The organism is Corynebacterium sp. HMSC077D03 (assembly GCF_001808545.1).
GTDB classification, from domain to species: Bacteria; Actinomycetota; Actinomycetes; order Mycobacteriales; family Mycobacteriaceae; genus Corynebacterium; species Corynebacterium simulans.
The window spans coordinates 89,769-113,520 of record NZ_KV793652.1 but is presented as its reverse complement, the minus strand read 5'-3'; the positions used below and the strand labels follow the sequence as shown (position 1 = coordinate 113,520).

Annotated in this window: 22 protein-coding genes; 17 read left to right on the top strand and 5 right to left on the bottom strand. The window is 59.6% G+C overall.

Features of this window, described 5'->3' with window-relative positions; translation table 11 throughout:
* Positions 1 to 4: 4 nt before the first annotated feature.
* The 17 genes from def (at position 5) to secG (ending at position 17,098) form a co-directional block, all read left to right on the top strand.
* Positions 5 to 514: a peptide deformylase gene (gene def / locus HMPREF2888_RS00535; RefSeq protein WP_061922284.1), complete on the top strand. Its 510-nt coding sequence runs from the start codon at positions 5 to 7 to the stop codon at positions 512 to 514.
* Between the two features lie 50 nt (positions 515 to 564).
* Positions 565 to 1,527: a methionyl-tRNA formyltransferase gene (fmt, locus tag HMPREF2888_RS00530; protein ID WP_061922287.1), complete on the top strand. Its 963-nt coding sequence runs from the start codon at positions 565 to 567 to the stop codon at positions 1,525 to 1,527.
* Entirely contained in the window at positions 1,524 to 3,023 is a 1,500-nt protein-coding gene (locus HMPREF2888_RS00525) for an RsmB/NOP family class I SAM-dependent RNA methyltransferase (protein WP_061922290.1), read from the top strand. The genes fmt and HMPREF2888_RS00525 overlap by 4 nt, the downstream gene beginning before the upstream one ends.
* A 54-nt stretch (positions 3,024 to 3,077) precedes the next feature.
* Positions 3,078 to 3,743 carry a ribulose-phosphate 3-epimerase gene (gene rpe, locus HMPREF2888_RS00520; protein ID WP_061922292.1) on the top strand — a complete coding sequence of 222 codons (666 nt, stop codon included), beginning with the start codon at positions 3,078 to 3,080 and terminating at the stop codon, positions 3,741 to 3,743.
* 54 nt (positions 3,744 to 3,797) lie between these two features.
* Positions 3,798 to 4,823 (top strand): bifunctional diaminohydroxyphosphoribosylaminopyrimidine deaminase/5-amino-6-(5-phosphoribosylamino)uracil reductase RibD, encoded by a 1,026-nt coding sequence (ribD, locus tag HMPREF2888_RS00515; RefSeq protein ID WP_061922295.1) that lies wholly within the window; start codon positions 3,798 to 3,800, stop codon positions 4,821 to 4,823.
* A gap of 53 nt (positions 4,824 to 4,876) precedes the next feature.
* Positions 4,877 to 5,491 (top strand): riboflavin synthase, encoded by a 615-nt coding sequence (locus tag HMPREF2888_RS00510; protein WP_061922298.1) that lies wholly within the window; start codon positions 4,877 to 4,879, stop codon positions 5,489 to 5,491.
* Between the two features lie 11 nt (positions 5,492 to 5,502).
* Positions 5,503 to 6,807 (top strand): bifunctional 3,4-dihydroxy-2-butanone-4-phosphate synthase/GTP cyclohydrolase II, encoded by a 1,305-nt coding sequence (locus tag HMPREF2888_RS00505; protein ID WP_061922301.1) that lies wholly within the window; start codon positions 5,503 to 5,505, stop codon positions 6,805 to 6,807.
* A 19-nt stretch (positions 6,808 to 6,826) separates the two neighbouring features.
* Positions 6,827 to 7,306, top strand: coding sequence for a 6,7-dimethyl-8-ribityllumazine synthase (gene ribH, locus HMPREF2888_RS00500; protein ID WP_061922304.1), 480 nt, complete (start codon positions 6,827 to 6,829; stop codon positions 7,304 to 7,306).
* Between the two features lie 30 nt (positions 7,307 to 7,336).
* Complete coding sequence (locus HMPREF2888_RS00495; RefSeq protein WP_061922307.1) at positions 7,337 to 7,891, top strand: PH domain-containing protein; 555 nt, start codon at positions 7,337 to 7,339, stop codon at positions 7,889 to 7,891.
* Between the two features lie 3 nt (positions 7,892 to 7,894).
* Complete coding sequence (uvrC, locus tag HMPREF2888_RS00490) at positions 7,895 to 9,946, top strand: excinuclease ABC subunit UvrC (RefSeq protein WP_061922310.1); 2,052 nt, start codon at positions 7,895 to 7,897, stop codon at positions 9,944 to 9,946.
* Between the two features lie 45 nt (positions 9,947 to 9,991).
* Positions 9,992 to 10,864 (top strand): RNase adapter RapZ, encoded by an 873-nt coding sequence (rapZ, locus tag HMPREF2888_RS00485; RefSeq protein ID WP_141744794.1) that lies wholly within the window; start codon positions 9,992 to 9,994, stop codon positions 10,862 to 10,864.
* A 49-nt stretch (positions 10,865 to 10,913) separates the two neighbouring features.
* Positions 10,914 to 11,882, top strand: coding sequence for a gluconeogenesis factor YvcK family protein (gene yvcK / locus HMPREF2888_RS00480; protein ID WP_061922313.1), 969 nt, complete (start codon positions 10,914 to 10,916; stop codon positions 11,880 to 11,882).
* Between the two features lie 158 nt (positions 11,883 to 12,040).
* Entirely contained in the window at positions 12,041 to 13,030 is a 990-nt protein-coding gene (whiA, locus tag HMPREF2888_RS00475) for a DNA-binding protein WhiA (protein ID WP_061922316.1), read from the top strand.
* Positions 13,031 to 13,528: 498 nt separating this feature from the next.
* Entirely contained in the window at positions 13,529 to 14,536 is a 1,008-nt protein-coding gene (gap, locus tag HMPREF2888_RS00470; protein WP_061922319.1) for a type I glyceraldehyde-3-phosphate dehydrogenase, read from the top strand.
* A 138-nt stretch (positions 14,537 to 14,674) separates the two neighbouring features.
* Positions 14,675 to 15,892, top strand: a complete 1,218-nt coding sequence (gene pgk / locus HMPREF2888_RS00465; RefSeq protein ID WP_061922322.1) for a phosphoglycerate kinase — start codon at positions 14,675 to 14,677, stop codon at positions 15,890 to 15,892.
* A gap of 53 nt (positions 15,893 to 15,945) precedes the next feature.
* Positions 15,946 to 16,725, top strand: coding sequence for a triose-phosphate isomerase (tpiA, locus tag HMPREF2888_RS00460; protein ID WP_061922325.1), 780 nt, complete (start codon positions 15,946 to 15,948; stop codon positions 16,723 to 16,725).
* Between the two features lie 136 nt (positions 16,726 to 16,861).
* Positions 16,862 to 17,098 (top strand): preprotein translocase subunit SecG, encoded by a 237-nt coding sequence (gene secG, locus HMPREF2888_RS00455; protein WP_061922327.1) that lies wholly within the window; start codon positions 16,862 to 16,864, stop codon positions 17,096 to 17,098.
* Positions 17,099 to 17,169: 71 nt separating this feature from the next.
* On the opposite strand, the gene pgl is transcribed toward secG, so the two are convergent.
* From pgl to tkt, 5 genes are all read right to left on the bottom strand, one after another.
* Positions 17,170 to 17,937 carry a 6-phosphogluconolactonase gene (gene pgl, locus HMPREF2888_RS00450; protein WP_062040905.1) on the bottom strand — a complete coding sequence of 256 codons (768 nt, stop codon included), beginning with the start codon at positions 17,935 to 17,937 and terminating at the stop codon, positions 17,170 to 17,172.
* A gap of 45 nt (positions 17,938 to 17,982) precedes the next feature.
* Positions 17,983 to 18,915 carry a glucose-6-phosphate dehydrogenase assembly protein OpcA gene (locus HMPREF2888_RS00445; protein WP_061922333.1) on the bottom strand — a complete coding sequence of 311 codons (933 nt, stop codon included), beginning with the start codon at positions 18,913 to 18,915 and terminating at the stop codon, positions 17,983 to 17,985.
* Positions 18,916 to 18,928: 13 nt separating this feature from the next.
* Positions 18,929 to 20,500 (bottom strand): glucose-6-phosphate dehydrogenase, encoded by a 1,572-nt coding sequence (gene zwf, locus HMPREF2888_RS00440; RefSeq protein ID WP_083296590.1) that lies wholly within the window; start codon positions 20,498 to 20,500, stop codon positions 18,929 to 18,931.
* A gap of 63 nt (positions 20,501 to 20,563) precedes the next feature.
* The gene (tal, locus tag HMPREF2888_RS00435; protein ID WP_070518061.1) at positions 20,564 to 21,646 is read right to left on the bottom strand and encodes a transaldolase; all 1,083 of its coding nucleotides are present in this window, start codon (positions 21,644 to 21,646) and stop codon (positions 20,564 to 20,566) included.
* A gap of 7 nt (positions 21,647 to 21,653) precedes the next feature.
* Positions 21,654 to 23,723, bottom strand: a complete 2,070-nt coding sequence (gene tkt, locus HMPREF2888_RS00430) for a transketolase (RefSeq protein WP_201040697.1) — start codon at positions 23,721 to 23,723, stop codon at positions 21,654 to 21,656.
* Positions 23,724 to 23,752 lie beyond the last annotated feature (29 nt).

Sequence of the window (23,752 nt, the reverse complement as noted above, 5' to 3'; positions counted from 1 at the left end):
TTAAATGGCACTAAGAGCAATCCGCATGTACGGCGACCCAGTTCTCACCTCCCGTGCGGTGGAGATTGAGAAATTCGATGCTTCACTTGCAGCGCTAGCGGCTGACATGCTGGAGACTATGGACGAGGCAGGCGGAGTAGGACTTGCGGCGAATCAGATTGGCTTGACCAAGCGCATCTTTGTCTACGATTGCTCGCACGTGCAAACGGGTTTGCGTGGCGCAATCATCAATCCCGTGTGGGAGCCCATCGGACAGGCGAAGCAGGATGGCCCTGAGGGCTGTCTTTCCATCCCTGGGATTTCTGAAAATACGGAGCGTTACGAAACCGTGGTTTTAAGCGGCCGCGATATCCGTGGTAACGCCATTTCTATGGTCGCCTCCGGGCTCATGGCGCGCTGTATCCAACACGAGACCGATCATCTCGATGGCGTGTTGTTCCTGGACCGGTTGACTAAGGAAAAGCGCAAGCAGGCCATGCAGGTAATCCGCAATTCTGACTGGTTTAATTCTTAAAAAACTACCTAGTATTTTTCAAAGCATACTTATAAAGGAGACGCCACAGCATGAGAATCATCTTCGCTGGAACGCCGGAACCCGCGGTCGTGGCACTGGAAAAGCTGATTGCCTCTGAACACGAAGTCGTCGCCGTACTTACCCGGCCGGATGCTCGCAAGGGGCGTGGGCGCAGTCTGCATCCGAGCCCGGTGAAAGAGCTGGCGCAAAAGCACGGCATAGAGGTGTTAACTCCTACCTCGCTGAAGCCGGATACCGAGGATGGAAAGGCGCTGCGTGAGCGCCTGCATGAGCTCGAACCGGCTGCGATTCCGGTGGTGGCGTATGGCAATCTGATTACACCGGACCTGCTGGATGTACCCGAGCACGGTTGGGTAAACCTGCACTTTTCTTTGCTCCCGGCATGGCGAGGGGCGGCGCCGGTCCAGGCAGCGATTGCGGCAGGCGATGAGCGCACGGGCGCTACCACCTTCCGCATCGATGAAGGCCTCGATACCGGTGAGATTCTCGGAGTCGTGGAGTCAGATATCTCGGAGACCGACACTGCCGATGACTTGCTGACCCGCCTGGCTTTTAAGGGGGCAGATCTGCTGGTTGAGACAATGGACGGTTTGGCAGCCGGCAGCATCACACCGCGCCCGCAGGAGGGCGAGGCCACGTACGCCTCCAAGATTGCGGTGGAGGACGCGCAAGTGGACTGGACGGCACCGGCTACCGTGGTGGATCGCCACATCCGCGCGCATACTCCGGGGCCAGGCGCTTGGACGCTGCTGGATTCTCAGCGCGTGAAGCTTTCTCCGCTAAGCCTTGTCGAGGAAGCTGAGTCTGGCGCGGCGCTTGCCGACGTCGCGCTCGAACCAGGTCAGGCGCACATCACGAAGAAGGCCGTATACGTTGGAACGGGCGAGGGGATTGTCAAGCTTGATCGCCTGCAACCCCCAGGAAAGAAGATGATGAACGCTGCAGACTGGGCACGCGGTCTTGGCGGCGCTAAAGAAGTGAGGTTTTCATGAGCGGCGGATTCCGTTCTCGTTCCAAGTCTGGAGACAAGCCTAAGGAAACGTCCCAGAATAAGGGGCGCGGTCAGTCTGGCAAACCTAATAAAGGTAATAGGCGGCCGGTGCGCAACAATGCGCGCGGCAGGAAGGAGAACCCTTCCTTCGTGAAAGCAGCGCGCCGCGCGGGCATCGATGTCCTGCGCGCGGTTGCCTACGAGGTACTGCGCCGCGTGCACAGTGATGATGCTTTTGCGAATCTCACCCTGCCGAAGGCGCTGCGCGTACACAAGTTGGAGGCCCGGGACGCAGCTTTCTGCACCGAGCTGACCTACGGGGCGTTACGCAGTGAGGGCGTGCTCGATGCCGTCATCGAAAAGTGCTCTTCCCGTGGGCTCGATGCCATCGCACCAGAGGTGCTCGACGCATTGCGTCTGGGTACCTATCAGGTGCTTTTCACCCGCGTTGAGGCTCACGCTGCGGTTGATACCACCGTGCGCTTGGTGGAGGCCGCCGGCTTCGAGAAGGCGAAGGGCTTTGCCAATGGCATTATGCGTACGGTAACGCGCACGCCTTCCGAGAAGTGGCTGGACAAGCTCGCGCCGAGTGGTGAGGTAGCAGCGCTTGCCTTCAAGCATGCGCACCCGACCTGGATTGCGGAATCCTTCGCCCGCGTCGTCGGCTTGGGCGAGCTGGAGGCCGCCTTGGAGGGGGATTCGCAGCGCCCGATCGTGCACTTGGTGGCACGTCCTGGTGAGATCAGTGCGGAGGAGCTGGCCCTTATGACCGGCAACGAGGAGGGCAAGTACTCGCCTTATGCGGTGTACATGTCTGCCGGTGATCCAGGCGATCTGGAGCCGGTCAAGCAAGGACTTGCCGCAGTGCAGGACGAGGGTTCGCAGCTTATCGCCCGCGCCGTTGCGGAGGCGCCGCTGGAAGGGGAGGATTCCGGACGCTGGCTGGATCTGTGCGCCGGCCCTGGCGGTAAGGCGGCGCTGATGGGTGCGCTGGCGCGTATTGAGCAGGCCACCGTTGATGCAGTCGAGGTCTCACCGCACCGTGCGGAGCTCATCAAAAAGACCGTGGCGGATCTCCCGGTGCGCGTGCACGTGGGGGATGGCCGCGAACCTGGCCTGGAGCCGGGCTTCGATCGCGTGCTGGTCGACGCCCCGTGCTCCGGCCTGGGTGCTTTGCGCCGCCGTCCGGAGGCTCGTTGGCGGAAGGCTGAAAGCGACATTGCTGACCTCAATGAGCTGCAATTTGAGCTGCTCGAATCCGCGCTGCGGCTCGTCCGTCCTGGCGGCGTGGTGGTTTATTCCACCTGTTCGCCAGACCTTAGGGAAACGCGCGATATTGTGGACCGCGCCGTCGCCAAGCTGGGCGCAGAGGAACTCGACGCGCATACGCTAATTCCAGACATGGGGGATGTGGGCCGCCACAAGTCGGTCCAGATGTGGCCGCACCGTCATGGCACGGATGCGATGTTCTTCGCAGCTTTGCGGCGCACGAACTAGGCGCCGAGCCGGTTTCGCGGCGAGGCGTCGCAGGTTAGGTCTAGACTATGGGGCATGTCCGCTCCGATTATTTCCCCATCCATCCTCGCCGCTGACTTCTCCTGCTTGGGCGAAGAAGTGCGCGCCGTATCCAACGCTGATTGGATCCACGTCGACATCATGGATGGACACTTCGTCCCCAACCTTTCCTTTGGCCCAGACATCACAAAGACCGTTGACGCAGTCACGGACCAGGTGCTTGATGTGCATCTGATGATTGAGGAGCCAGAAAAATGGGTGGAGACCTATGCTGCAGCCGGCGCCGATTGCATCATTTTCCACGCGGAAGCTGTTGCGGATGTGGCGGCCAGCCTCGCCTTGGCGGAAAAGATTCGGGGGCTGGGCGTGCGCGCAGGTATCTCGGTCAAGCCGGATACCGCAATCGAGCCGTGGTTGGACAAGCTCGCTAGCTTTGATTTGGTGCTCGTGATGTCCGTGGAGCCGGGCTTTGGCGGCCAGAAGTTTATGCCGGAGATGCTGGATAAGGTGCGTGCTTTGCGTGCAGTTATTGATGATGAAGGGCTTGCAACTCTCATCGAGATCGACGGTGGCATTTCGGCGGAGACCATCCGTGAATCAGCAATGGCTGGCTGCCATGCTTTCGTTGCCGGCTCTGCAATTTATAAGCAGGAGGATAAAGCTGGCGCAGTCGCGGAATTGCGCGAGCTGGCCACCCTGTAGAAGACCGTGAATAGAGCTTTGAATCGAAGCTCGCAAAAGCCTGAAAGAATTTTCATGAAGCTTGATTTAGAAGCGGCCCTGCTGCGTGCAATGGAGGCTGGCCAGTCTGTCCGCGGTACCACTAGCCCCAATCCGCCTGTGGGTGCCGTCATTTTAGATGCTCAGGGCGAATTGGTTGGTACTGGTGCCACCCAGCCGGCAGGAGGTGCGCACGCGGAAGTAATGGCTCTCAACGAAGCTGGGGAGGCTGCGCGCAATGGCACTGCGGTGGTCACCCTTGAACCGTGTAACCACACCGGGCGCACCGGTCCGTGCGCGCAGGCGCTTATTGATGCTGGGGTTTCGCGGGTCTTTTTCCTGCATGGCGATCCAAACCAGGAAGCAGCCGGGGGAGCGAGCACCCTGCAAGCAGCTGGGATTGAAGTTGCACAGGTTGCGGCACCCGTTGACAAGGATGTTCCCGACGCGCTCTTGCCGTGGTTGCGTGCCATCGAAATGGGCAGGCCACACGTCACCCTCAAATTTGCGCAGACCCTCGACGGGTTCACCGCCGCAGTAGACGGCACCAGCCAGTGGATTACTGGCGAGCATGCCCGCGCCTGGGTGCACGTTGACCGCTCACAACGCGACGCTATCTTGATCGGCACGGGCACGGCTTTGGCCGATAACCCGTCGCTTACCGCCCGCCGCCCAGACGGCAGCCTTTTTGAGCAGCAGCCGCGCCGCGTGGTGATTGGTCGCCGCAATTTGGAGGACGCGGGCGCGGCGGCCAGCAACTTGCGCGAGCTCGGCTACCTGCAGTTTGAGGACATCGACCAAGCCTTGTGCGAGCTCTATGCGGATGGCGCACGCGATATTTTGGTGGAAGGCGGGGCAGGTCTTGCTAGCTCTTTTCTCAACGCAGGCTACGTCGATGCAGTGCAGGCTTATATTGCCCCGGTTCTTTTGGGCGAAGGCCGTGGCGTATTGGCGCATCCGGTGGCCCAGACCTTGAGCGACGCTAAGCGTTTCCGCCGCAGTGCCACCAAGGTCTTGGGTGATGATGTCTTAATTGAGTACGTGCTCAATTCGCCGAGTTAGACGCACAGAGTTAGACACACAGAGTCAACAAATCATAAATAGAAGGAGTTTGCTTGTTTACAGGACTCGTAGAGGAACTAGCCACCGTCTGCTCCGTTGAGGAGCAGGGCGATGCGATTCGGCTGGGGATTAGAGCGCCTCACGTGCTTAGCGACGCCGCGCTCGGTGACTCGATTGCGGTCAACGGAGTCTGTCTTACGGTGGCAGCGCTGGATGGCGATGCTTTCGTCGCCGACGTCATGGCCGAGTCGTTGCGACGCTCGGCGCTGGGGCAGTTGCGCGAGGGCTCCGTCGTCAACGTGGAGCGGGCGCTTTTGCCCACCACGCGTTTGGGCGGACACATCATGCAAGGCCACGTGGACGGCACCGCAGAACTTTTATCGCGTACCCCTTCGCAGAATTGGGAAGTGTTGCGCTTTAGCCTTCCCCACGACCTTGCACGATACGTCGTCGAGAAGGGCTCAATCGCAGTTAGCGGCACCTCGTTGACCGTAAGCGCGATCGGAGCGGACTGGTTTGAGGTGTCGCTGATTCCAACCACCCTGCGCGACACAATCTTCGGCACGATGGGGGTCGGCGCTGCCGTAAACCTAGAAGTAGATGTGTTGGCCAAGTACGTTGAGAAGATGTACGGGCCTAACGCGCAGGACGCAAACCACAGGGGCTAAAGTAAATCCTTATGACCGCAGCAGAATCTTCCGTCAAACTCGACACTGTTGAACAGGCCATTGCTGATATTGCGGCCGGCAAAGCGGTGGTTGTGGTTGACAACGAAGACCGAGAAAACGAAGGCGACCTCATTTTCGCCGCGGAGCTGGCAACCCCAGAACTCGTGGCCTTCATGGTCCGCTACACCTCCGGCTATATTTGTGCGCCGCTGTTGCCAGAAGATTGCGCGCGACTGAACCTGCCGCCGATGATGGCGCTTAACGAGGACGTGCGCGCCACCGCTTACACGGTGACAGTAGATGCAGCGACCGGCACCACGGGAATCTCCGCGGGCTCCCGAGCAGAGACCATCCGGCGCTTGGCTGATCCGACCACCACGGTCTCTGACTTCACCCGTCCGGGTCACGTGGTTCCTTTGAGCGCACGCCCAAGCGGCGTTCTGGAGCGTGATGGACACACGGAAGCTGCGGTAGATCTCGCGCGCTTGGCGGGGCTGCGGCCGGCCGGCGTTTTGTGCGAGATCGTCTCCGAGGAAGACCCCACCGATATGGCGCGTTCGCCGGAACTGCGACGCTTTGCCGATACCCATGGGCTGACCATGATCTCCATCGAGCAGCTCATTGATTGGCGCCGCCACAAGGAAACCCAGATTCGCCGCTCGGTGGCATCGCGCCTGCCCACCGATCACGGCCTGTTCAATGTGCTGGGATACACCCATGACATCGACGGCAACGAGCACATCGCGCTGGTTGCAGGCGACGTCGAGGAGCTTCGCGGCGCGGAAGACGTGCTGGTGCGCGTGCACTCTGAGTGCCTCACGGGTGACGTGTTTGGATCCCGTCGCTGTGATTGTGGCCCTCAGCTCAACGCTTCGCTCAAGGCGGTTCAGGAAGCCGGACGTGGCGTGGTGATTTATCTGCGTGGCCAAGAAGGCCGCGGCATTGGCTTGGTGAACAAGCTGAAAGCCTATCGTTTGCAAGACAAAGGCCTTGACACCGTCGATGCCAATCTCGAGCAGGGCCTGCCCGAAGACGCGCGCGAGTATTCCGTGGCGGGTCAGATTCTGCGGGACCTTGGCATTGCTTCCGTTGTCCTCATGACTAATAATCCGCACAAGGGTGAGGGTTTGGCCGGCTTTGGTGTCGATGCTTCTCAGCACACTACGCTTGCTGTGGAAGCAAACGAGGACAACATCACCTACCTGCGCACCAAGCGTGACCGCATGGGCCATGACCTGCCGCAGGTTGAACACTGGGATATGCAGCATCCAGCAGGTGGTGCCCACGACGCGAATGATGAAGACCACCGCAACTAAGCACTAAGAAAGGTTTCCGATGGCTAAAGAAGGCTTGCCTGAAATTGAATTGGTCCCCGCTGAGGGGATCCGCGTGGCTGTCGTAACCGCGACGTGGAACGCCGAAATCTGCGACCAGCTGCACAAGCGCGCTGTAGAGACTGCTCGTGCATGTGGCGCGCAGGTGACCGAGACTCGCGTGGTTGGGGCACTCGAACTTCCCGTCGTGGTGCAGGCGGCGGCCCGGACCCACGATGCCGTGGTTGCGCTGGGCTGCGTGGTAAAGGGCGGCACCCCGCACTTCGATTACGTGTGTGACTCCGTAACGCAGGGCCTAACCCGCATCGCTCTAGACGAGTCCACTCCGGTGGGCAACGGCGTGCTCACCGTGAACGAGTATTCACAGGCAGTCGATCGCGCAGGCTTTGCCACCTCAGATGAAGACAAGGGCGCGGAGTCGATGGTGGCGGCTTTAGACACGGTATTGAAATTGCGTACACTAGATGGGCTGGCAGGCTAGGCCAGCCTGTAAACCACGAAGAAGGAACTAATGACTGACGCACAAGAATCTGGGGCCCGCGAGACGTCGACACGCACGCAGCTTACCGACGCCGAGGTTCTGGCCTACACCAGTGCGGATCCGTTCGCGCAGACGTCGACGAAGCCGTGGATTTATGAGGCTAAGTCGCAATTTTTGCGCAAGGTGGCCATCGGTTGGGTCATCCTCGTCATGGCTATCCATATTTTCATGGGCCTTACCTTGGATATCTCCTTCACCGGTGCTGCCGTCACCACTATCGATAAGTTCGCTTTCCCCGGCGTGGGCCTGCTTATCTCGGTTCTGTCTTGGCTGGCCCTGACGCGCCCGCGCTTGCGTGCGAATGAAGACGGCGTCGAGGTGCGTAACATCGTAGGTACCCGTTTTTATCCTTGGCAGGTCGTCTACGGACTATCCTTCCCAGAGGGCGAGCGGATGGCGCGCATCGAGTTGCCCGACTTCGAGTATGTGCCGGTTTGGGCACTGCAGGCTGGCGATAAGGCCGCCGTTATCTCGAAGGTTCGCGCTTTCCGCGACCTTGAAGCTAAGTACATGCCGCAGGATTAAAAAGTGGCAGATCCCGCTACCTACCGACCAGCGCCAGGCACTATTCCCACAGAGCCTGGCGTTTATAAGTTTCGTGATGAAAACCGCCGGGTAATTTACGTAGGCAAGGCCAAGAACCTGCGCGCACGTTTGTCCAACTATTTCCAGGACATCACGCAGCTGCATCCGCGCACGCGCCAGATGGTGCTTACCGCTGCGTCGGTGGAATGGACCGTGGTTGCCAGCGAGGTGGAAGCGCTGCAGCTGGAATATACCTGGATTAAGCGCTTCGACCCGCGGTTTAATGTCATGTACCGCGACGATAAGACCTATCCGATGCTTGCGGTATCGGTAGGAGAGATCGTCCCACGCGCCTTCTTTTACCGTGGCCCGCGGCGGAAGGGCGTGCGTTATTTTGGTCCGTATTCCCATGCTTGGGCGGTGCGCGAAACCTTGGACCTGCTCACGCGCGTGTTCCCCATGCGCACCTGTTCCAAGGGCGTCTACAACCGGCACGAGCGCTTGGGCCGTCCGTGTCTATTGGGATATATCGGCAAATGTTCGGCACCGTGTACCGGTGCGGTATCGAAGGCAGATCATAGGGAGACCGTAAATTCGCTGGTTTCCTTTATGAACGGCAATACCTCCGCCGTGACCCGTGAACTAACCCAGCGCATGGAGCAAGCCGCGGAAAACCTCGAGTTTGAGCTTGCTGCACGCCTGCGCGATGACTTAGGCGCAATCAACAAGATTATGGAGCAGCAGGCCGTCGTGTTCAATGACGGAACTGATGCGGATCTCATTGCCTTTAGCTCTGATGAGCTGGAGGCCGCTGTGCAGATCTTCCATGTGCGTGACGGCCGCATCCGTGGCCAGCGCGGCTGGGTCGTAGAACGCTCAGGCGACCAAGCCCCGACGGGGCCGTGGGAAGAAGGCGAAAGCGATCCGGCTTTGCCGGCGTTGATGCAAAACTTCCTGATCCAGTTCTATTCGGATGCGGCAGACCGCGAGCAGCAAGAGATGGAGGAAGACGCTGCTCTTAGCAGGCGCGGTGTGGACCAGGAATCGCATACGGAAACCCGCCGCGGCAACGTGATTCCGCGGGAGATCTTGGTGCAGGCCATGCCGGACGAGTCGGCTGAAGTCATCTCCCTGCTCGAGGATCTGCGTGGGGCGCAGGTGAATATGCGAGTACCGCAGCGCGGCGATAAGCACTCCCTGATGGAGACCGTCGAGCGCAACGCTAAGGAGCAGCTGCGCCAGCACAAGCTCAAGCGCGTCGGTGATCTCACCGCGCGTTCGGCGGCCCTGCAGGACATCCAGGAAGCCTTGGGGATGGACCAGGCGCCGCTGCGCATCGAGTGCACCGATATCTCCCATATTCAAGGCACCGATGTGGTTGCTTCCCTCGTGGTCTTTGAGGACGGTCTGCCACGCAAGGCTGATTACAGGCGTTACCGCATCAAGGAGGCGGCTGGTGAGGGTCGCTCTGATGACGTCGGCTCCATCGCCGAGGTAACTCGCCGCCGTTTCAAGCGCCACAACGAGGACAAGCTCGCCAACCCAGACGAGGAAGTCGAGGAGTCCACCTTCGACGACGAGAATGTGCAGGAAGAATCCGCAGAAGCGGGACGTCGTTTTGCCTACCCGCCGCAGCTATTCATCGTGGACGGTGGCGCTCCGCAGGTTGCGGCAGCGCAAGAGGTATTTGATGAGCTCGGTATCGTGGACGTGACCCTCGTTGGCCTTGCAAAGCGCTTGGAGGAAATCTGGGTCCCGGGTGATGATGAACCGGTTATTCTCCCGCGTAACTCGCAGGCGCTGTACTTGCTACAGCAGATCCGCGACGAGGCACACCGCTTTGCTATTACTTATCACCGCCAGCAGCGTTCCAAGCGCATGCGTTCTTCGGTACTGGATTCGGTGCCGGGCTTGGGGCCGCAGCGCCGCACCGATTTGGTCAAGCATTTTGGCTCGGTGAAAAAGCTCAAGGAAGCCTCGGCGGAGGAGATCGCAGCGGTCAAGGGCTTTGGCCCGAAACTTGCCGGTGTGGTCTATGAACATCTGCATGGTTAAAGAAATTCAGTGTTCTATAAGTCTTCGCGGGCTAAGATGGGCTGCATGACGCACTTAGAATCCCCGCCCATCTTCATCACCGGTATGTCGGGTGGTGGCTTGACCTCCGCAGCCAAAGTCTTGGAGGACAAAGGCTACTACGTTGCCCACAACATCCCGCCGAAGGCCATCATTGATCTTCTCAAGCTGTGCGCGATGGAGGAGACCAAGGTTAAGAAGGTCGCAGCGGTAACTGACGTGCGTTCCCGTATGTTTCTAGGTTCGCTGCTGGAGACCATCGATGAAGTTACCGAACTCGGCATGAAGCCAACGGTACTGTTTCTCGATGCACGCGATGACGTTTTGATTCGCCGTTTCGATTCCGTGCGCCGTACCCACCCCCTACAGGGTGGAGACACGCTGAAGGCAGGCATTCAGAGGGAGCGAAAAGCCATCGCGCATGCCCGCGAGCGTGCGGACATCATCATCGATACCACCAATCTCTCCATCCATGATCTGCGGCGTGCGATGGAGGCCGCCTTCGGTGATATGCGCAAAGACGTCCAGCACGTCACCGTCGAGTCCTTTGGCTTTAAAAATGGCTCGCCTCGCGATGCAGACCTTGTGCTTGACGTGCGATTCTTGCCCAATCCTTATTGGGTTCCGGAGCTGCGCGGCTACCGTGGCACCGATGAGCCGGTCTCGGATTATGTCTTGGCCCATCCTGCCGCCGAGAAGTTCATTGAGCACTTTCTGGATATGTTCGGCACCATGCTCAAGGGCTATCGTCACGAGGGCAAGAACTTCATCACAGTTGGCGTCGGCTGTACGGGCGGCCACCACCGTTCCGTTGCCGTTGCCGAGGAATTGACCCGGCGCCTGCGTCAGCGCGGAGACCTCGAGGTAAACGCTCTGCACCGCGATATTCAACGCGGCTAGTTTTTCTATTTCCTTGCACAATTGACCCGGAAAGCTTATAAATCCACCAATGACTCGACAAACCCACATGGCTTGCCTCGGTGGCGGCCATGGTCTTTATCAAACCCTTCTTGCTGCCCAGATGACGGGCGTGGAGCGGATCTCAGCCATAGTTACCGTCGCCGATGACGGTGGCTCTTCAGGGCGTCTGCGCCGTGAGCTGGACATCATTCCACCCGGTGATCTGCGCATGGCGCTGGCCGCGCTTTCCGATGACACGGAAACTGGCCAAATGTGGGCAGAGACGTTGCAACATCGTTTCCGGGGCAACGGTGCGATGGCAGGGCACGCCGTGGGTAATTTGCTTATTGCTGGCCTGACTGAGGTTCTCGGCGATTATCAGGCGGCCCTGGATAAGGTAGCCCAGCTGACCAATTCCCGCGGCCGCGTGCTGCCGGTGGTCAATCAGCCGCTGGACATCGAGGCGGAGGTCGCCGGACTTGACGAGGATCCCCGCATCATGCGGGCCGTACGCGGCCAAGTGGCGGTGGCTTCCACTCCGGGTCAGGTACGTCGCGTACGCATCCTTCCGGCGCATCCACAGGCCAATCCGAACGCTTTGGCCGCGCTTTCCGACGCCGACCTCATCACCATCGGCCCCGGCTCTTGGTTTAGCTCGGTGCTACCGCACGTGCTGGTGCCGGAAATCGTGAACACTGTGAAGAACTCTTCCGCGATGCGCGTGGTTGTGCTGAACCTTTCGGCAGAGCCGGGCGAGACTCAGGGCTTTTCTGCGGAGCGGCATCTCCACGTGTTGGCGCAGCATGCGCCGGAACTGCGCATCGACCGCGTCTTGGTGGATTCCAACGCTATCCCTAGTGAGAGTGAGCGCAGCTATCTGCAGCGCGCAGCCAACGTACTGGGCGCCCAAGCGGTATTCGCTGACGTTAGCCTGCGTGATGAAAACGGCGTGCGTCTAAACAAGCATGATCCACACAAGCTTTCTGCTGCGTTGAAAGGATTGCTCGAGCAAAGCTAGCCTAGTGCGGCCAAGGATTTATCGTGCAGGCTAGACTAGTGTTTCTCTATGTCTGTATAAGGCATTCCGTGCCTGATAGGGCATACCGCGTCTGCGCAGACCTGGTTGGATGATGCTCGGTCTGTACAGCAAGAATCATTGAGAAAGGGGCAAGGACTTTGTCTGCTTCATTGACCGAACAGGTCAAGGATGAACTCACAGCAGTCTCCGTTCCACGCCAGTCCGCTCGTGCCGCGGAAATTTCCGCCATGTTGCGCTTTGCCGGCGAGCTGACCGTAAGCGGGGACCAGATGGCCTACGAAATCGAAGTGGACAATCTGCGCATTGCCGAGCGGCTCATCGAAGCCCTCGATGACCTCTACAGCGTGAAGGCAACCTCGCATGTTGTGGGGCCGGCCGGTTCGCAGAAGAAGTCTCGCGTTCAGCTGCGCGTTGCCTCCGGCGCAAAGGAGCTAACGCGTCGCCTAGGGTTGGTCACTCGTTCGGGCCATCCGGTGGTGGGACTGCCGCCGCAGGTAATCTCGGGCTCTATCGCCGACAACGAGGCCGCATGGAGGGGCGCATTCCTTGCCCAAGGGACGCTGACCGAGCCGGGCCGTTCTTCTACCCTCGAGGTGCTATGCCCTTGCCAAGAGGCCGCGCTGGCTTTGGTGGGCTGTGCACGCCGCCTGGGAATCTCTGCAAAAACCAAGGAAACCCGTGGCGCCGATCGCGTCGTTGTGCGCGATGGCGATGCTATTGGCGCCTTGTTGACCCGCATGGGCGCTCAGGAAACCCGCTTGACGTGGGAGAAGAAGCGCGTCAAGCGCGAGGCGCACGATACCTCGAAGCGCCTGGATAACTTCGATGATGCTAATTTGCGCCGTTCCGCGCGTGCTGCGGTAGCTGCCGCCGCCCGTGTAGAGCGCGCGATGGAAATATTGGGCGACGACGTGCCCGAGCACCTCGCAGATGCGGGCCGCCTGCGCGTCCAGCACCGCGAGGCCTCCTTGGAGGAACTGGGACGCCTGGCTGATCCTCCAATGACTAAGGATGCTGTTGCCGGACGCATCCGGCGCTTGCTTTCCATGGCAGATAAGCGCGCCGAGGAGCTTGATATTCCGGACACCAACGAATCGATCACTGATGATCTTTTTGACGAGTCGTAGACTTTACTAGGTGAAAAAGTTTCTGATTTTCAAGGTTTCGATCAAAGCCTTAGCCGCCAGCCGCCTTGTCCGATCGGACGGGGCGGTTTTGTTCGGGCAAAACAGGCACATTCGGGAGTAGGCGGATACTTTACGCCCAGCATTGCTGCGTCTGGTACCTGCTGGATATGTTTGCTAATCAGGGCTGAGCTGGGGGAGTGATATATCCCACCCCAGGCAACATAAACCAACACATACGGACAAACTCGGGGGTAGTGCAGGGGGTTTTCGGTGCGGATTAGTCATGTGAGCCAAAAATTGTACGCCTGTTTTTGCCTTTCGTCATTACCTGGTTCTAGAAAGCCTCGGGTGGCCCTTTGACCGCTGCATGCTTGGTGTTTGCTCGGTAGTATCGGCCGTGTTGGGAAAACTCACCGAGGTTCTTCGCACCAAAGACGAACTAGAGGAGATGCCTCGGAGCCCACATAACTTTTACTCGATTTATAGAGGAGAAAAACAGTGACCATCCGCGTAGGCATCAATGGCTTTGGCCGCATCGGCCGCAACTTCTTCCGTGCAGTTGCCCAGGGCGACTCCGACCTCGAGGTAGTTGCAGTCAACGACCTCACCGACAACGGCAGCCTGGCAAATCTTCTCAAGTACGATTCCGTTCTCGGCCGCTTCGACGGCGAGATCACTCATGATGACGAGTCCATCACCGTCAACGGCCACCGCATCGCAGTTTCTGCTGAGCGCGATCCAAAGAACTTGAACTGGTCCGAACACAACGTTGACATCGTTATCGAGTCCACCGGCTTCTTTACCGATGGTGAGGCAGCAAAGGCTCACATCGAGGCTGGCGCCAAGAAGGTCATCATTTCTGCACCGGGCAAGAACGTTGACGGCACCTTCGTCTACGGCGTCAACTCCGACGAATACGACGCTGCGAAGCACAACGTTATTTCCGCAGCTTCCTGCACAACCAACTGCCTGGCACCGATGGCAAAGGTCCTCAATGACAAGTTCGGCATCGAGAAGGGCCTGATGACCACCGTTCACTCCTACACCGGTGACCAGCGCATCCAGGATGCACCACACAAGGACCCACGCCGTGCACGCGCTGCAGCGGTCAACATGGTTCCGACCTCCACCGGCGCTGCAAAGGCAGTTGCACTGGTTCTTCCGGAGCTTGAAGGCAAGCTGGACGGCTACGCAATGCGCGTTCCGACCATCACCGGTTCCGCAACCGACCTGACTTTCACCGCTTCCCGCGACGTCACCGTTGAGGAAATCAACGCTGCAATCAAGGAAGCCTCTGTTGGCGAGTTCGGCGAGACCCTCGCATACACCGAAGACCCAATCGTTTCCACCGACATCATCACCGACCCACACGGTTGCATCTTCGACGCCGGCATGACCAAGGTCTCCAACGGCAACCTCGTCAAGGTCCTTGGCTGGTACGACAACGAGTGGGGCTACACCAACCAGCTCGTGCGCACCACCTCCTTGGTCGCTTCCAAGCTTTAAGCTCGGCGCTTGCAAGTCTTAACTAGAGGCTTGGCTTAGATGTTCTACCGGCTCACGCAATTTCCCGCCCAAGGGTCATGCGTGGGCCGGTAGTCTTGTATAGAACGCTTTTTAAAGATTTCAATGAAGGAGAATCCAATGGCTTTCAAGACCCTTGATGACCTCATCGCAGAGGGTGTGGAGTCCCGCCACGTCCTCGTACGATCCGACTTCAATGTGCCGCTCGACGAGGAAGGCAACATTACTGACTCCGGACGTATCACCGCATCCCTGCCAACCATCAAGGCACTCGTTGAAGGTGGCGCCAAGGTCATCCTTTCCGCACACCTGGGCCGTCCAAAGGGCGAGGTAAACGAGAAGTACTCCCTGGCACCGGTAGCAGAGGCTCTTTCTGAGGCACTGGGTCAATACGTAGCGCTTGCTGGCGACGTAACCGGTGAGGACGCACACGAGCGCGCAAACGGTCTTAACGACGGTGACGTCATGCTGATCGAGAACGTGCGTTTCGATGCTCGCGAGACCTCCAAGGATGAGGCTGAGCGCGGCGCTTTCGCTGATGAGCTCGCTGCCTTGGCTGCGGATAACGGCGCCTTCGTCTCCGACGGTTTTGGCGTTGTCCACCGCGCGCAGGCTTCCGTATACGACGTCGCTAAGCGCCTGCCGGCGTTTGCAGGCAAACTCGTGCAGAAGGAAGTCGAGACTCTCGCAGCTGTCGCTGAAAAGCCAGAACACCCATACGTGGTTGTCCTCGGCGGCGCGAAGGTCTCTGACAAGCTCGGCGTCATCGAAGCGCTGGCAGATAAGGCTGACAAGGTCATCATTGGTGGAGGCATGTGCTACACCCTGCTCGCGGCAAAGGGCTACAACGTTCAGAACTCTCTGCTGCAGGAAGACCAGATCGACAACTGCAAGGACCTGCTCGAGCGCTTCGGTGACAAGCTTGTTCTGCCGGTAGACCTCATTGCTGCTACCGAGTTCAACGCTGATGCGGAAAACAAGGTTGTCGCCCTCGACGGCATCCCAGAGGGCTGGATGTCCCTGGACATTGGACCTGAGTCCGTTAAGGCATTCGACGAGGTTATTGCATCCTCTAAGACCGTATTCTGGAATGGTCCGATGGGCGTATTCGAGATGGAGGCATTCTCCAAGGGCACCGAAGGCGTGGCTAAGTCCATCATCTCTGCCACCGAAAACAACGGCTCCTTCACCGTCGTCGGCGGTGGCGACTCCGCCGCTTCGGTTCGCCTGCTTGGCCTGAATGAAGAGGGCTTTTCCCACATCTCCACCGGCGGCGGCGCATCCCTCGAGTTCCTCGAGGGTAAGGAACTGCCGGGCGTATCTGTTCTGCAGGCATAAGCGCCGCAGTTACACAGGCCTACGCACAATAAAACCTGAAAGGAAAATTTTCCATGGCACGTAAACCACTGATTGCCGGTAACTGGAAGATGAACCTGGACCACAAGGAAGCAATCGCCTCCATCCAGAAGTTCGACTTCTCTCTGCCGAAGGACTACTACGACAAGGTCGACGTCGCCTTCATGGTGCCGTTTACTGATCTGCGCACCATGCAGACCCTCTCCGAGGGCGACAAGCTGCTTCTGACCTACGGCGCACAGGACATCTCCAAGCACGATTCTGGCGCCTACACCGGTGAGGTCTCAGGCAAGATGCTTGCATCCTTGGGCTGCAAGTGGGCCGTAGTTGGCCACTCTGAGCGCCGCGAGTACCACGGCGAGACCGACGAGCTCGTATCGGAAAAGGCTGCTGCAGCACTCAAGCACGGCCTGAGCCCGATCGTGTGCGTCGGCGAGCCGCTCGACGTTCGCGAGTCCGGCACCCACGTTGACTACGTGGTCAACCAGACCCGCAATTCCCTCGCAGGCCTGTCCGCTGAGGACTTGTCTAAGACCGTCGTTGCCTATGAGCCTGTCTGGGCCATCGGCACCGGCAAGGTTGCCTCCGCTGACGACGCCCAGGAGGTTTGCGCTGCAATCCGTGCTCTTGTACGCGAACTTGCGGGCGAAGAGGTGGCGGAAGGCATTCGTATTCTCTACGGCGGTTCCGTCAAGGTTGACTCCGTCGCCGAGATCGTGGGCAAGCCCGACGTCGATGGCGGGCTAGTCGGCGGAGCTTCCTTGGTAGGCGACGAATTTGCCAAGCTCGCTGCAAACGCATCCACCGTTGCCTAAGCACCGAGTCAAGGAGTAGGTAAGGAATAGGTACTGGATAACCAGCGCTACGCACGTGGGTCGAAGTATTCTTCGGCCCACGTCGTGGTGTAGAGTAGTCCGGAGTTAATTAATAAATTCTGAGAGGAACGATCCTATGATCTTGGCACTGGAAATCATCCTGGTGATTGCCGCGATCCTCATGTCCATCTTTGTGTTGCTGCACAAGGGCAAGGGCGGCGGACTTTCCAGCCTCTTCGGCGGCGGCGTCCAGTCCAACCTTTCTGGCTCCACCGTCGTGGAGAAGAACTTGGACCGCTACACCATCGTGATGGTTATCATCTGGTTGGCCTGCATCGTAGCGCTCAACCTGATCCAGGCATACGCCGTTTAAAGCCTAAGCAGGCTTAAAGAAAGGCCGCGCTTCCTTTACTTTTAAGGAAGCGCGGCCTTTTAATTTTCTGCTTATTCTTCGATTACCGTCGCAGCATCGTCGCTTAGGAAAAGAACGGTTTCGCTAGTGCCATGCGCACCGGCTGCAGGCCATTCGATGGCAGGGGAGCCGGCCACGATGTGGGAGGCCGCCTCAGCCTTTTCCTCACCGGAGACCAAGAACCACACACGCTCGGAGCGGTTAACCGCAGGCAACGTCAGCGTGACGCGCTCTGCTGGTGGCTTGGGAGAGTCGGGGACTGCTACAACGAGGTCTTCTTGTTCCATTACTGCCTCAGAATGCGGGAACATGGAGTTGATGTGGCCCTCGCCGCCCATGCCGAGCAGGTGTAGGTCGAAGCCGTTAGGTGCGAATTCAGAAATCTCGCCCGCATAGGCCTTCGCCGCATGCTCCATGGCGATAGCGCCCAAGTCGAGACCGTGAATGTGCTCTTCCGGAACGCCCGCTGCGTGCAGGAGTGCTGCACGGGCCTGGCCCTCATTGGAATCAGGATCGGAGACTGGAACATTGCGCTCATCACCAAAGAAGACATGCACGCGGGTCCAATCGATGGCCAAGGCTGGGTAATCCTCACTCTGCTGCTTCGCAGCGGCATCGAGGCGAGCCAGCTCGCGCAGAGTTCCGATGCCGGCACCACCGCCGGTGAGAACAACGCGCGCCACGCCGTCGTTGTGAAGGCCGCCGCCCGGGGCCTGGACCGACGTGACTACGTCGATGAATTTGCGGGCGGCAGAGGATATGAGTTCGTCTACATCGCTTACGCGGTGAAGAGTAACCATGTGTGTTTGATCCTTAAAAGGGGTGTAAAAAATAAAGATGTACGACTAACTGTAGTCCACGCGCGACAGTGCGCGAAGCGAGTGCGCATATGTCTTGTCAGAGTCGAGGTGGCGCAGGTCCTCAGAGAGGATTTCTGCCTGCGAACGCACGCTCAACGAGACCAGGGAATCCGGGGAACCCGGAACCTGTACACGGACGGTGCTAACGTCGACGACGTCGACTGTTACGTGTGAGGATACGCGGTTAAAGCGCAGGGAGTGGATAGGAAACGCCCCCGGCTCCGGAGCAGCCGTTGTTTTCCTGGTTACCGGAACACCCAGGGCGTCGACAAGCCAGCCCGCAGCAAAGTCAGCGGCCGGGCTTTCTGCCGCTCCGCAGATCTCCACGGACTCGACCGGCTCATGTGGGTGGCGGTCAAGCGCCGATGCTACGATGCCGCGCCACAGGGTAATGGCTGCCCAAGACATATCCGAGTCCCCCGGGGTATAGCCGCGGGAGAGCTGCATGAGCTCCTCATGGCTCGCCCCATCCCCGTAGGCCACGTTGGTGATCCGGCGCTGCGCCAGCTTGCCGATTGGGCTCTGCGCTGGATTAGCTGGGCACTTGGTGGGCCACCAAGCAACCAGTGGCGTATCCGGAAGCAGCAGCGGGATAACCACGGACTCGGACTGCTCAGCTAGGTCGCCGTGCAGGTGCATGACGACAATCTCCGAGGCACCAGCCTCACCGCCGACGCGCAGCTCGGCATCGAGGTGGGTTTCCTTGTCGCCGGAGCCGGCGATGACGACGAGCACGCGGGAGGGGTGCTCGTGCGAAGCGTCGCGAACGGAGGCTAGGATTCCCTCGATATCGTCGCCCTCGTTAGCGGCAACAATAAGTGTGAGCACGCGGCCAGTGGTCAGCGTGTAGTGCTCCTGCGCCTCAACGAGCTTCTTGGAGATCTTGCGGGTCGTGGTATCAGGCAATGGGATAATCATCGCTGTAGCCTCCTTAAGGGCGACGCCAGGTATGGCCCCGGCGGCGCAGCATCGTGTTGGCGGATTCAGGGCCCCAAGTGCCCGCTGGGTATTCTTCTGGCTGCCCGGCCTTGGCCCAATAGTCAAGAATTGGGTCGAGGATGGACCAGGAGAGCTCGACTTCCTCGTTGGTCGGGAAAAGCGAGGACTCGTCGAGCAAAGCATCGAGGATGAGGCGCTCATAAGCCTCAGGAGATTCCTCGGTGAAGGCCTCTGCGTAGGCGAAGTCCATGTTGACATCGCGGACTTCCATGGTGGAACCCGGCACCTTTGAACCGAAGCGCATTGTTACGCCCTCGTCTGGTTGGACGCGAATGACCACGGCATTCTGGCCGAGAGCCTCTGCCTGACCGTTGTTGAACGGCTGGTGCGGGGCGGTCTTGAATACCAGTGCGATCTCGGTGACGCGGCGGCCGAGGCGTTTGCCGGTGCGCAGGTAGAAAGGCACACCGGCCCAGCGACGGGAGTTGACCTCAAGGGTGCAAGCTGCATAGGTCTCAGTGGTAGAAGCAGGATCGAATCCGTCCTCCTCACGCAGGCCCCGCACGTACTCGGAGCCCTGCCAACCTGCAGAATACTGGCCGCGGGCAGTGGTCTTGTTCAACGGGTGAACCGGCTGGGTCGCGCGCAAGACCTTGATCTTTTCCGCCTGTAGTGCCTCCGGTTCAAAGGAAGAAGGCTCTTCCATAGCTACGAGGGCGAGCAGCTGCAACAGGTGGTTCTGGATGACGTCGCGGGCGGCGCCGATGCCGTCATAGTAACCGGCGCGGCCTCCCAAGCCGATGTCCTCTGCCATAGTGATCTGCACATGGTCGATGTAGTGCGCATTCCACATCGGCTCGAAGATCTGGTTGGCAAAGCGCAGCGCCATAATGTTCTGGACGGTTTCCTTGCCAAGGTAGTGGTCAATGCGGAAGACGGAAGACTCCGGAAAGACCGCGTTGACAATCTCATTGAGTTCACGAGCAGATGCTTGGTCGTGGCCGAAAGGTTTTTCAATGATGACGCGGCGCCAAGAATCGTCAGCGCTGTTGGCCATGCCAACGCGCTCAAGCTGGTGGCAGATGCTGGAGAAGAACTCCGGTGGAACAGAAAGATAATAAGCCCAGTTGCCGCCGGTACCGCGGGAGGAATCTAGCTCCGCCAAGCGTGCGGACAGGGCGTCGAAGCCGGCGTCATCAAAAGCTCCGTGCACGAACTCGATGCCCTGCGCCAGGTGCTGCCAGACGTGCTCGTTGAACTTGGTACGGGCGCCTGCCTTGACTGCGCCCATCACGTAGTCGCAGAACTCTTGTTTGTTCCAGTCACGGCGGCCATAGCCCACCAAGGTGAAACCAGCGGGCAGGAGGCCGCGGTGTGCAAGGTCGTAAATGGCGGGTAGCAGTTTCTTATAAGCGAGGTCACCGGTTACACCGAAAATCACCATGCCCGAGGGACCGGCGATGCGCGGTAGGCGCTTGTCCTTCGCGTTGCGCAGTGGATTTACCCAGGCGCTCGTTTCCGTCACAGGGGGTTCCTTTCCCAATTTAATTCTCCAGCGACACATTCTAGCGACAAGCGCCCCGCCGAGGTTAGTCAGCGGGGCGCGCGGCCAAAGAGGCGGCCGCAGCTACAGGCGAGCGGCCATCGATTCCAGAAGTTCTTCCCAAGCGGCGACGAACTTATCGACGCCCTCTTTTTCCAGGACTGCGAAGACATCGTCGAAGTCGATACCGAGTTCTGCCAGCTCGGTGAAGACGGCTTCTGCCTGCTCGGTGGAATCGCTTAGGGTATCACCGTGCAAGTTGCCTTCTGCTAGCACTGCGTCGATAGTTTTTTCCGGCATGGTGTTGACCGTGTGCGGGCCAGCCAACTCGGAAACGTACAAGGTAGCGGGGTAGTCGGCGTTTTTAACGCCCGTCGACGCCCACAGCGGGCGCTGCACATTCGCTCCTGCGGGAAGATCGCCTGCCTCCAGCAGCTCCTTCTTGAACAGGGCGTAGGCGCGCTGGGCATTGGCGACGCCCGCCTTGCCGCGCGCTGCCAAGGCAGCATCGCTTCCGATTGCCTCGAGGCGCTTGTCGACTTCGCTGTCCAAACGGGAGACGAAGAAGGAAGCCACGGAGTGAATCTTGGAAACGTCGTGGCCGGCCTTCTCGGCGCGGCGCAGGCCCTTCTTGAAGGTGTCGATGACTTCACCGTAGCGCTCGACGGAGAAGATCAAGGTGACGTTGACGGAGATGCCATCGGCAAGCGCGTCAGCGATGGCCGGAAGGGAACCCTCGGTGGCTGGAACCTTGATCATCAGGTTCGGACGGTTAACGCGCGCCCACAGCTCGCGTGCCTGCTGGATGGTGGCCTCGGCATCGGCGGAGATGCGGGGATCGACCTCGATGGAAACGCGCCCGTCGCGGCCTAAAGATGCCTCGTAGATTCCTGCGAACATATCGCATGCGCGGGCAACATCCTCGATGGCAAGGGCATAGACGGCGTCGTCAGCCTTTGCTCCCTCTTCCTTAAGCTGCGCAATCGCGGCATCGTAAGCGGTGCCCTTGGACATCGCAGCGGCGAAGATGGCCGGGTTTGTGGTGACACCCACGATGGACTTGGAGGAGATGATCTCCTCGAGGTTGCCGGAGTCTAGGCGCTCGCGGGAAAGATCGTCCAACCAGGTAGAGGTACCGAGTTGAGCGAGTTCATCAATATGCGACATGTTTTCCTTACTTGCTAGCGGTGATGGATTCGTGGGCGGCGTTGACTACGGCTTCGGTGGTGATGCCAAACTTCTCGAAGAGCTCGCCGGCTGGGGCAGAAGCGCCGAAGTGCTCGAGGGAGACATTGCGGCCGAAGGTGCCGGTGTACTTGTACCAAGGCATTGCGAGAGCAGCCTCGACGGAGACGCGGGCGCGGACTGCGGAAGGCAGCACGGACTCGCGGTAGGCATCGTCCTGCTCGTCGAACCATTCCAGGCATGGCGCAGAGACAACGCGGGTGGCGGTGCCTTCTGCTTCGAGCTGCTTTGCGGCCTCGACAGCCAGCTGCACCTCGGAGCCGGTGGCCAGCAGGATGACGTCTGGGGTTTCCTTGGATGCTTCTACCAAGACGTAGGCGCCACGACGTACGCCCTCGGCTGCCTTTTCCTTGGTGCCGGCAAGCACCGGCAGGTTCTGGCGGGAAAGCGCAAGGCCCTTTGGAGCTGCCTTGTACTCGAAGGCGGCGGCCCAAGCCTGCGCAGTCTCGTTGGCGTCGGCTGGGCGGATGACCGAGAGATTCGGGATTGCACGCAGGGCGGCCAAGGTCTCGACCGGCTGGTGGGTTGGGCCATCCTCGCCCAAGCCGATGGAGTCGTGGGTCCAGACGTAGTAGGTATCGGTGGACATCAAGGCACCGAGACGGACGGCTGGGTACTGATACTCGGAGAAAATCAGGAAGGTGCCGCCGTAAACCCGGGTGTTGCCGTGCAGCGCGATGCCGTTCATGATTGCGGACATCGCGTGCTCGCGAATACCGAAGTGGAGGTTGCGGCCGTAAGGCTTAGCATCCCAAGCGCCGGTGGTGATGGACTCAGGGCCGAAGGAATGGGCGCCCTTGATGACGGTGTTGTTGGAGCCAGCCAGGTCGGCGGAACCGCCCCACATCTCCGGAACTGCAGCAGCCAGTGCCTGGATGGTGGCCTCAGAGGCCTTTCGGGTAGCGATGGAATCGCCCTCATCCCATTCCGGTAATTCTGCTGCGAAGTTCTCCGGCAGCTTACGTGCCTGCATACGGTCGAAGAGTGCCTTGCCCTCTGGGCTTGCGGCAGCCCAAGCGTCGAACTTTTCCTGCCACTTAGCGTGCGCCTCTGCGCCGCGCTCACGCAGCTTGCGGGTGTGGGTTATTACCTCGTCGGAGACCTCGAAAGTCTTTTCTGGATCGAAGCCCAGAACTTCCTTGGTGGCGGCAACCTCTTCATCACCTAGCGCAGCGCCGTGCACGCCGCCGGTGTTCATTTTGTTTGGTGCCGGGTAACCGATGACGGTCTTGACGCGGATGAAAGATGGGCGCTCGGTTTCCTCGCGGGCGGCCTGTGCAGCGGCCTCGAGTGCTACGACGTCTTCACCGGACTCGACGGTCTGGACGTGCCAGCCGTAGGCCTCGTAGCGCGCGACGACGTCCTCGTTGAAGGCGATGTTCGTATCGTCCTCGATGGAGATGCGGTTGTCATCCCAGAAGACGATGAGGTTGCCCAGCTTCTGGGTGCCCGCCAGCGAGGAAGCCTCGGCGGTAACGCCTTCTTGCAGGTCGCCATCAGAGGAGATGACGTAAACGAAGTGATCGAACGGGGACTCGCCGGCCGGGGCTGCGGCGTCGAAAAGCCCGCGTTCCTTGCGGGCCGCCATGGCCATGCCGACTGCGGAAGCCAAACCCTGGCCGAGCGGGCCGGTGGTAATCTCCACGCCGTCGGTGTGGTTGACCTCCGGGTGGCCTGGCGTCAGCGAACCCCAGGTACGTAGAGATTTGAGGTCGTCCAGCTCCAAGCCGAAGCCGCCCAAGTAAAGCTGGATGTACTGCGTCAGCGAGGAGTGACCAACTGAAAGAACGAAACGGTCGCGGCCGGCCCACTTCACATCGTTCGGGTCATGATTGATGACGCGCTGGTACAGGGTATAAGCCAGCGGTGCCAGGGACATCGCGGTGCCTGGGTGCCCAGACCCGCACTTTTGGACAGCATCTGCTGCGAGAACGCGGACGGTGTCGACCGCGCGAGTATCCACATCAGTCCAGTCAGCCGGATAACGGCGCTCGACCATGGCTTGCAACTCTGGGGTCAGCTTTTCTT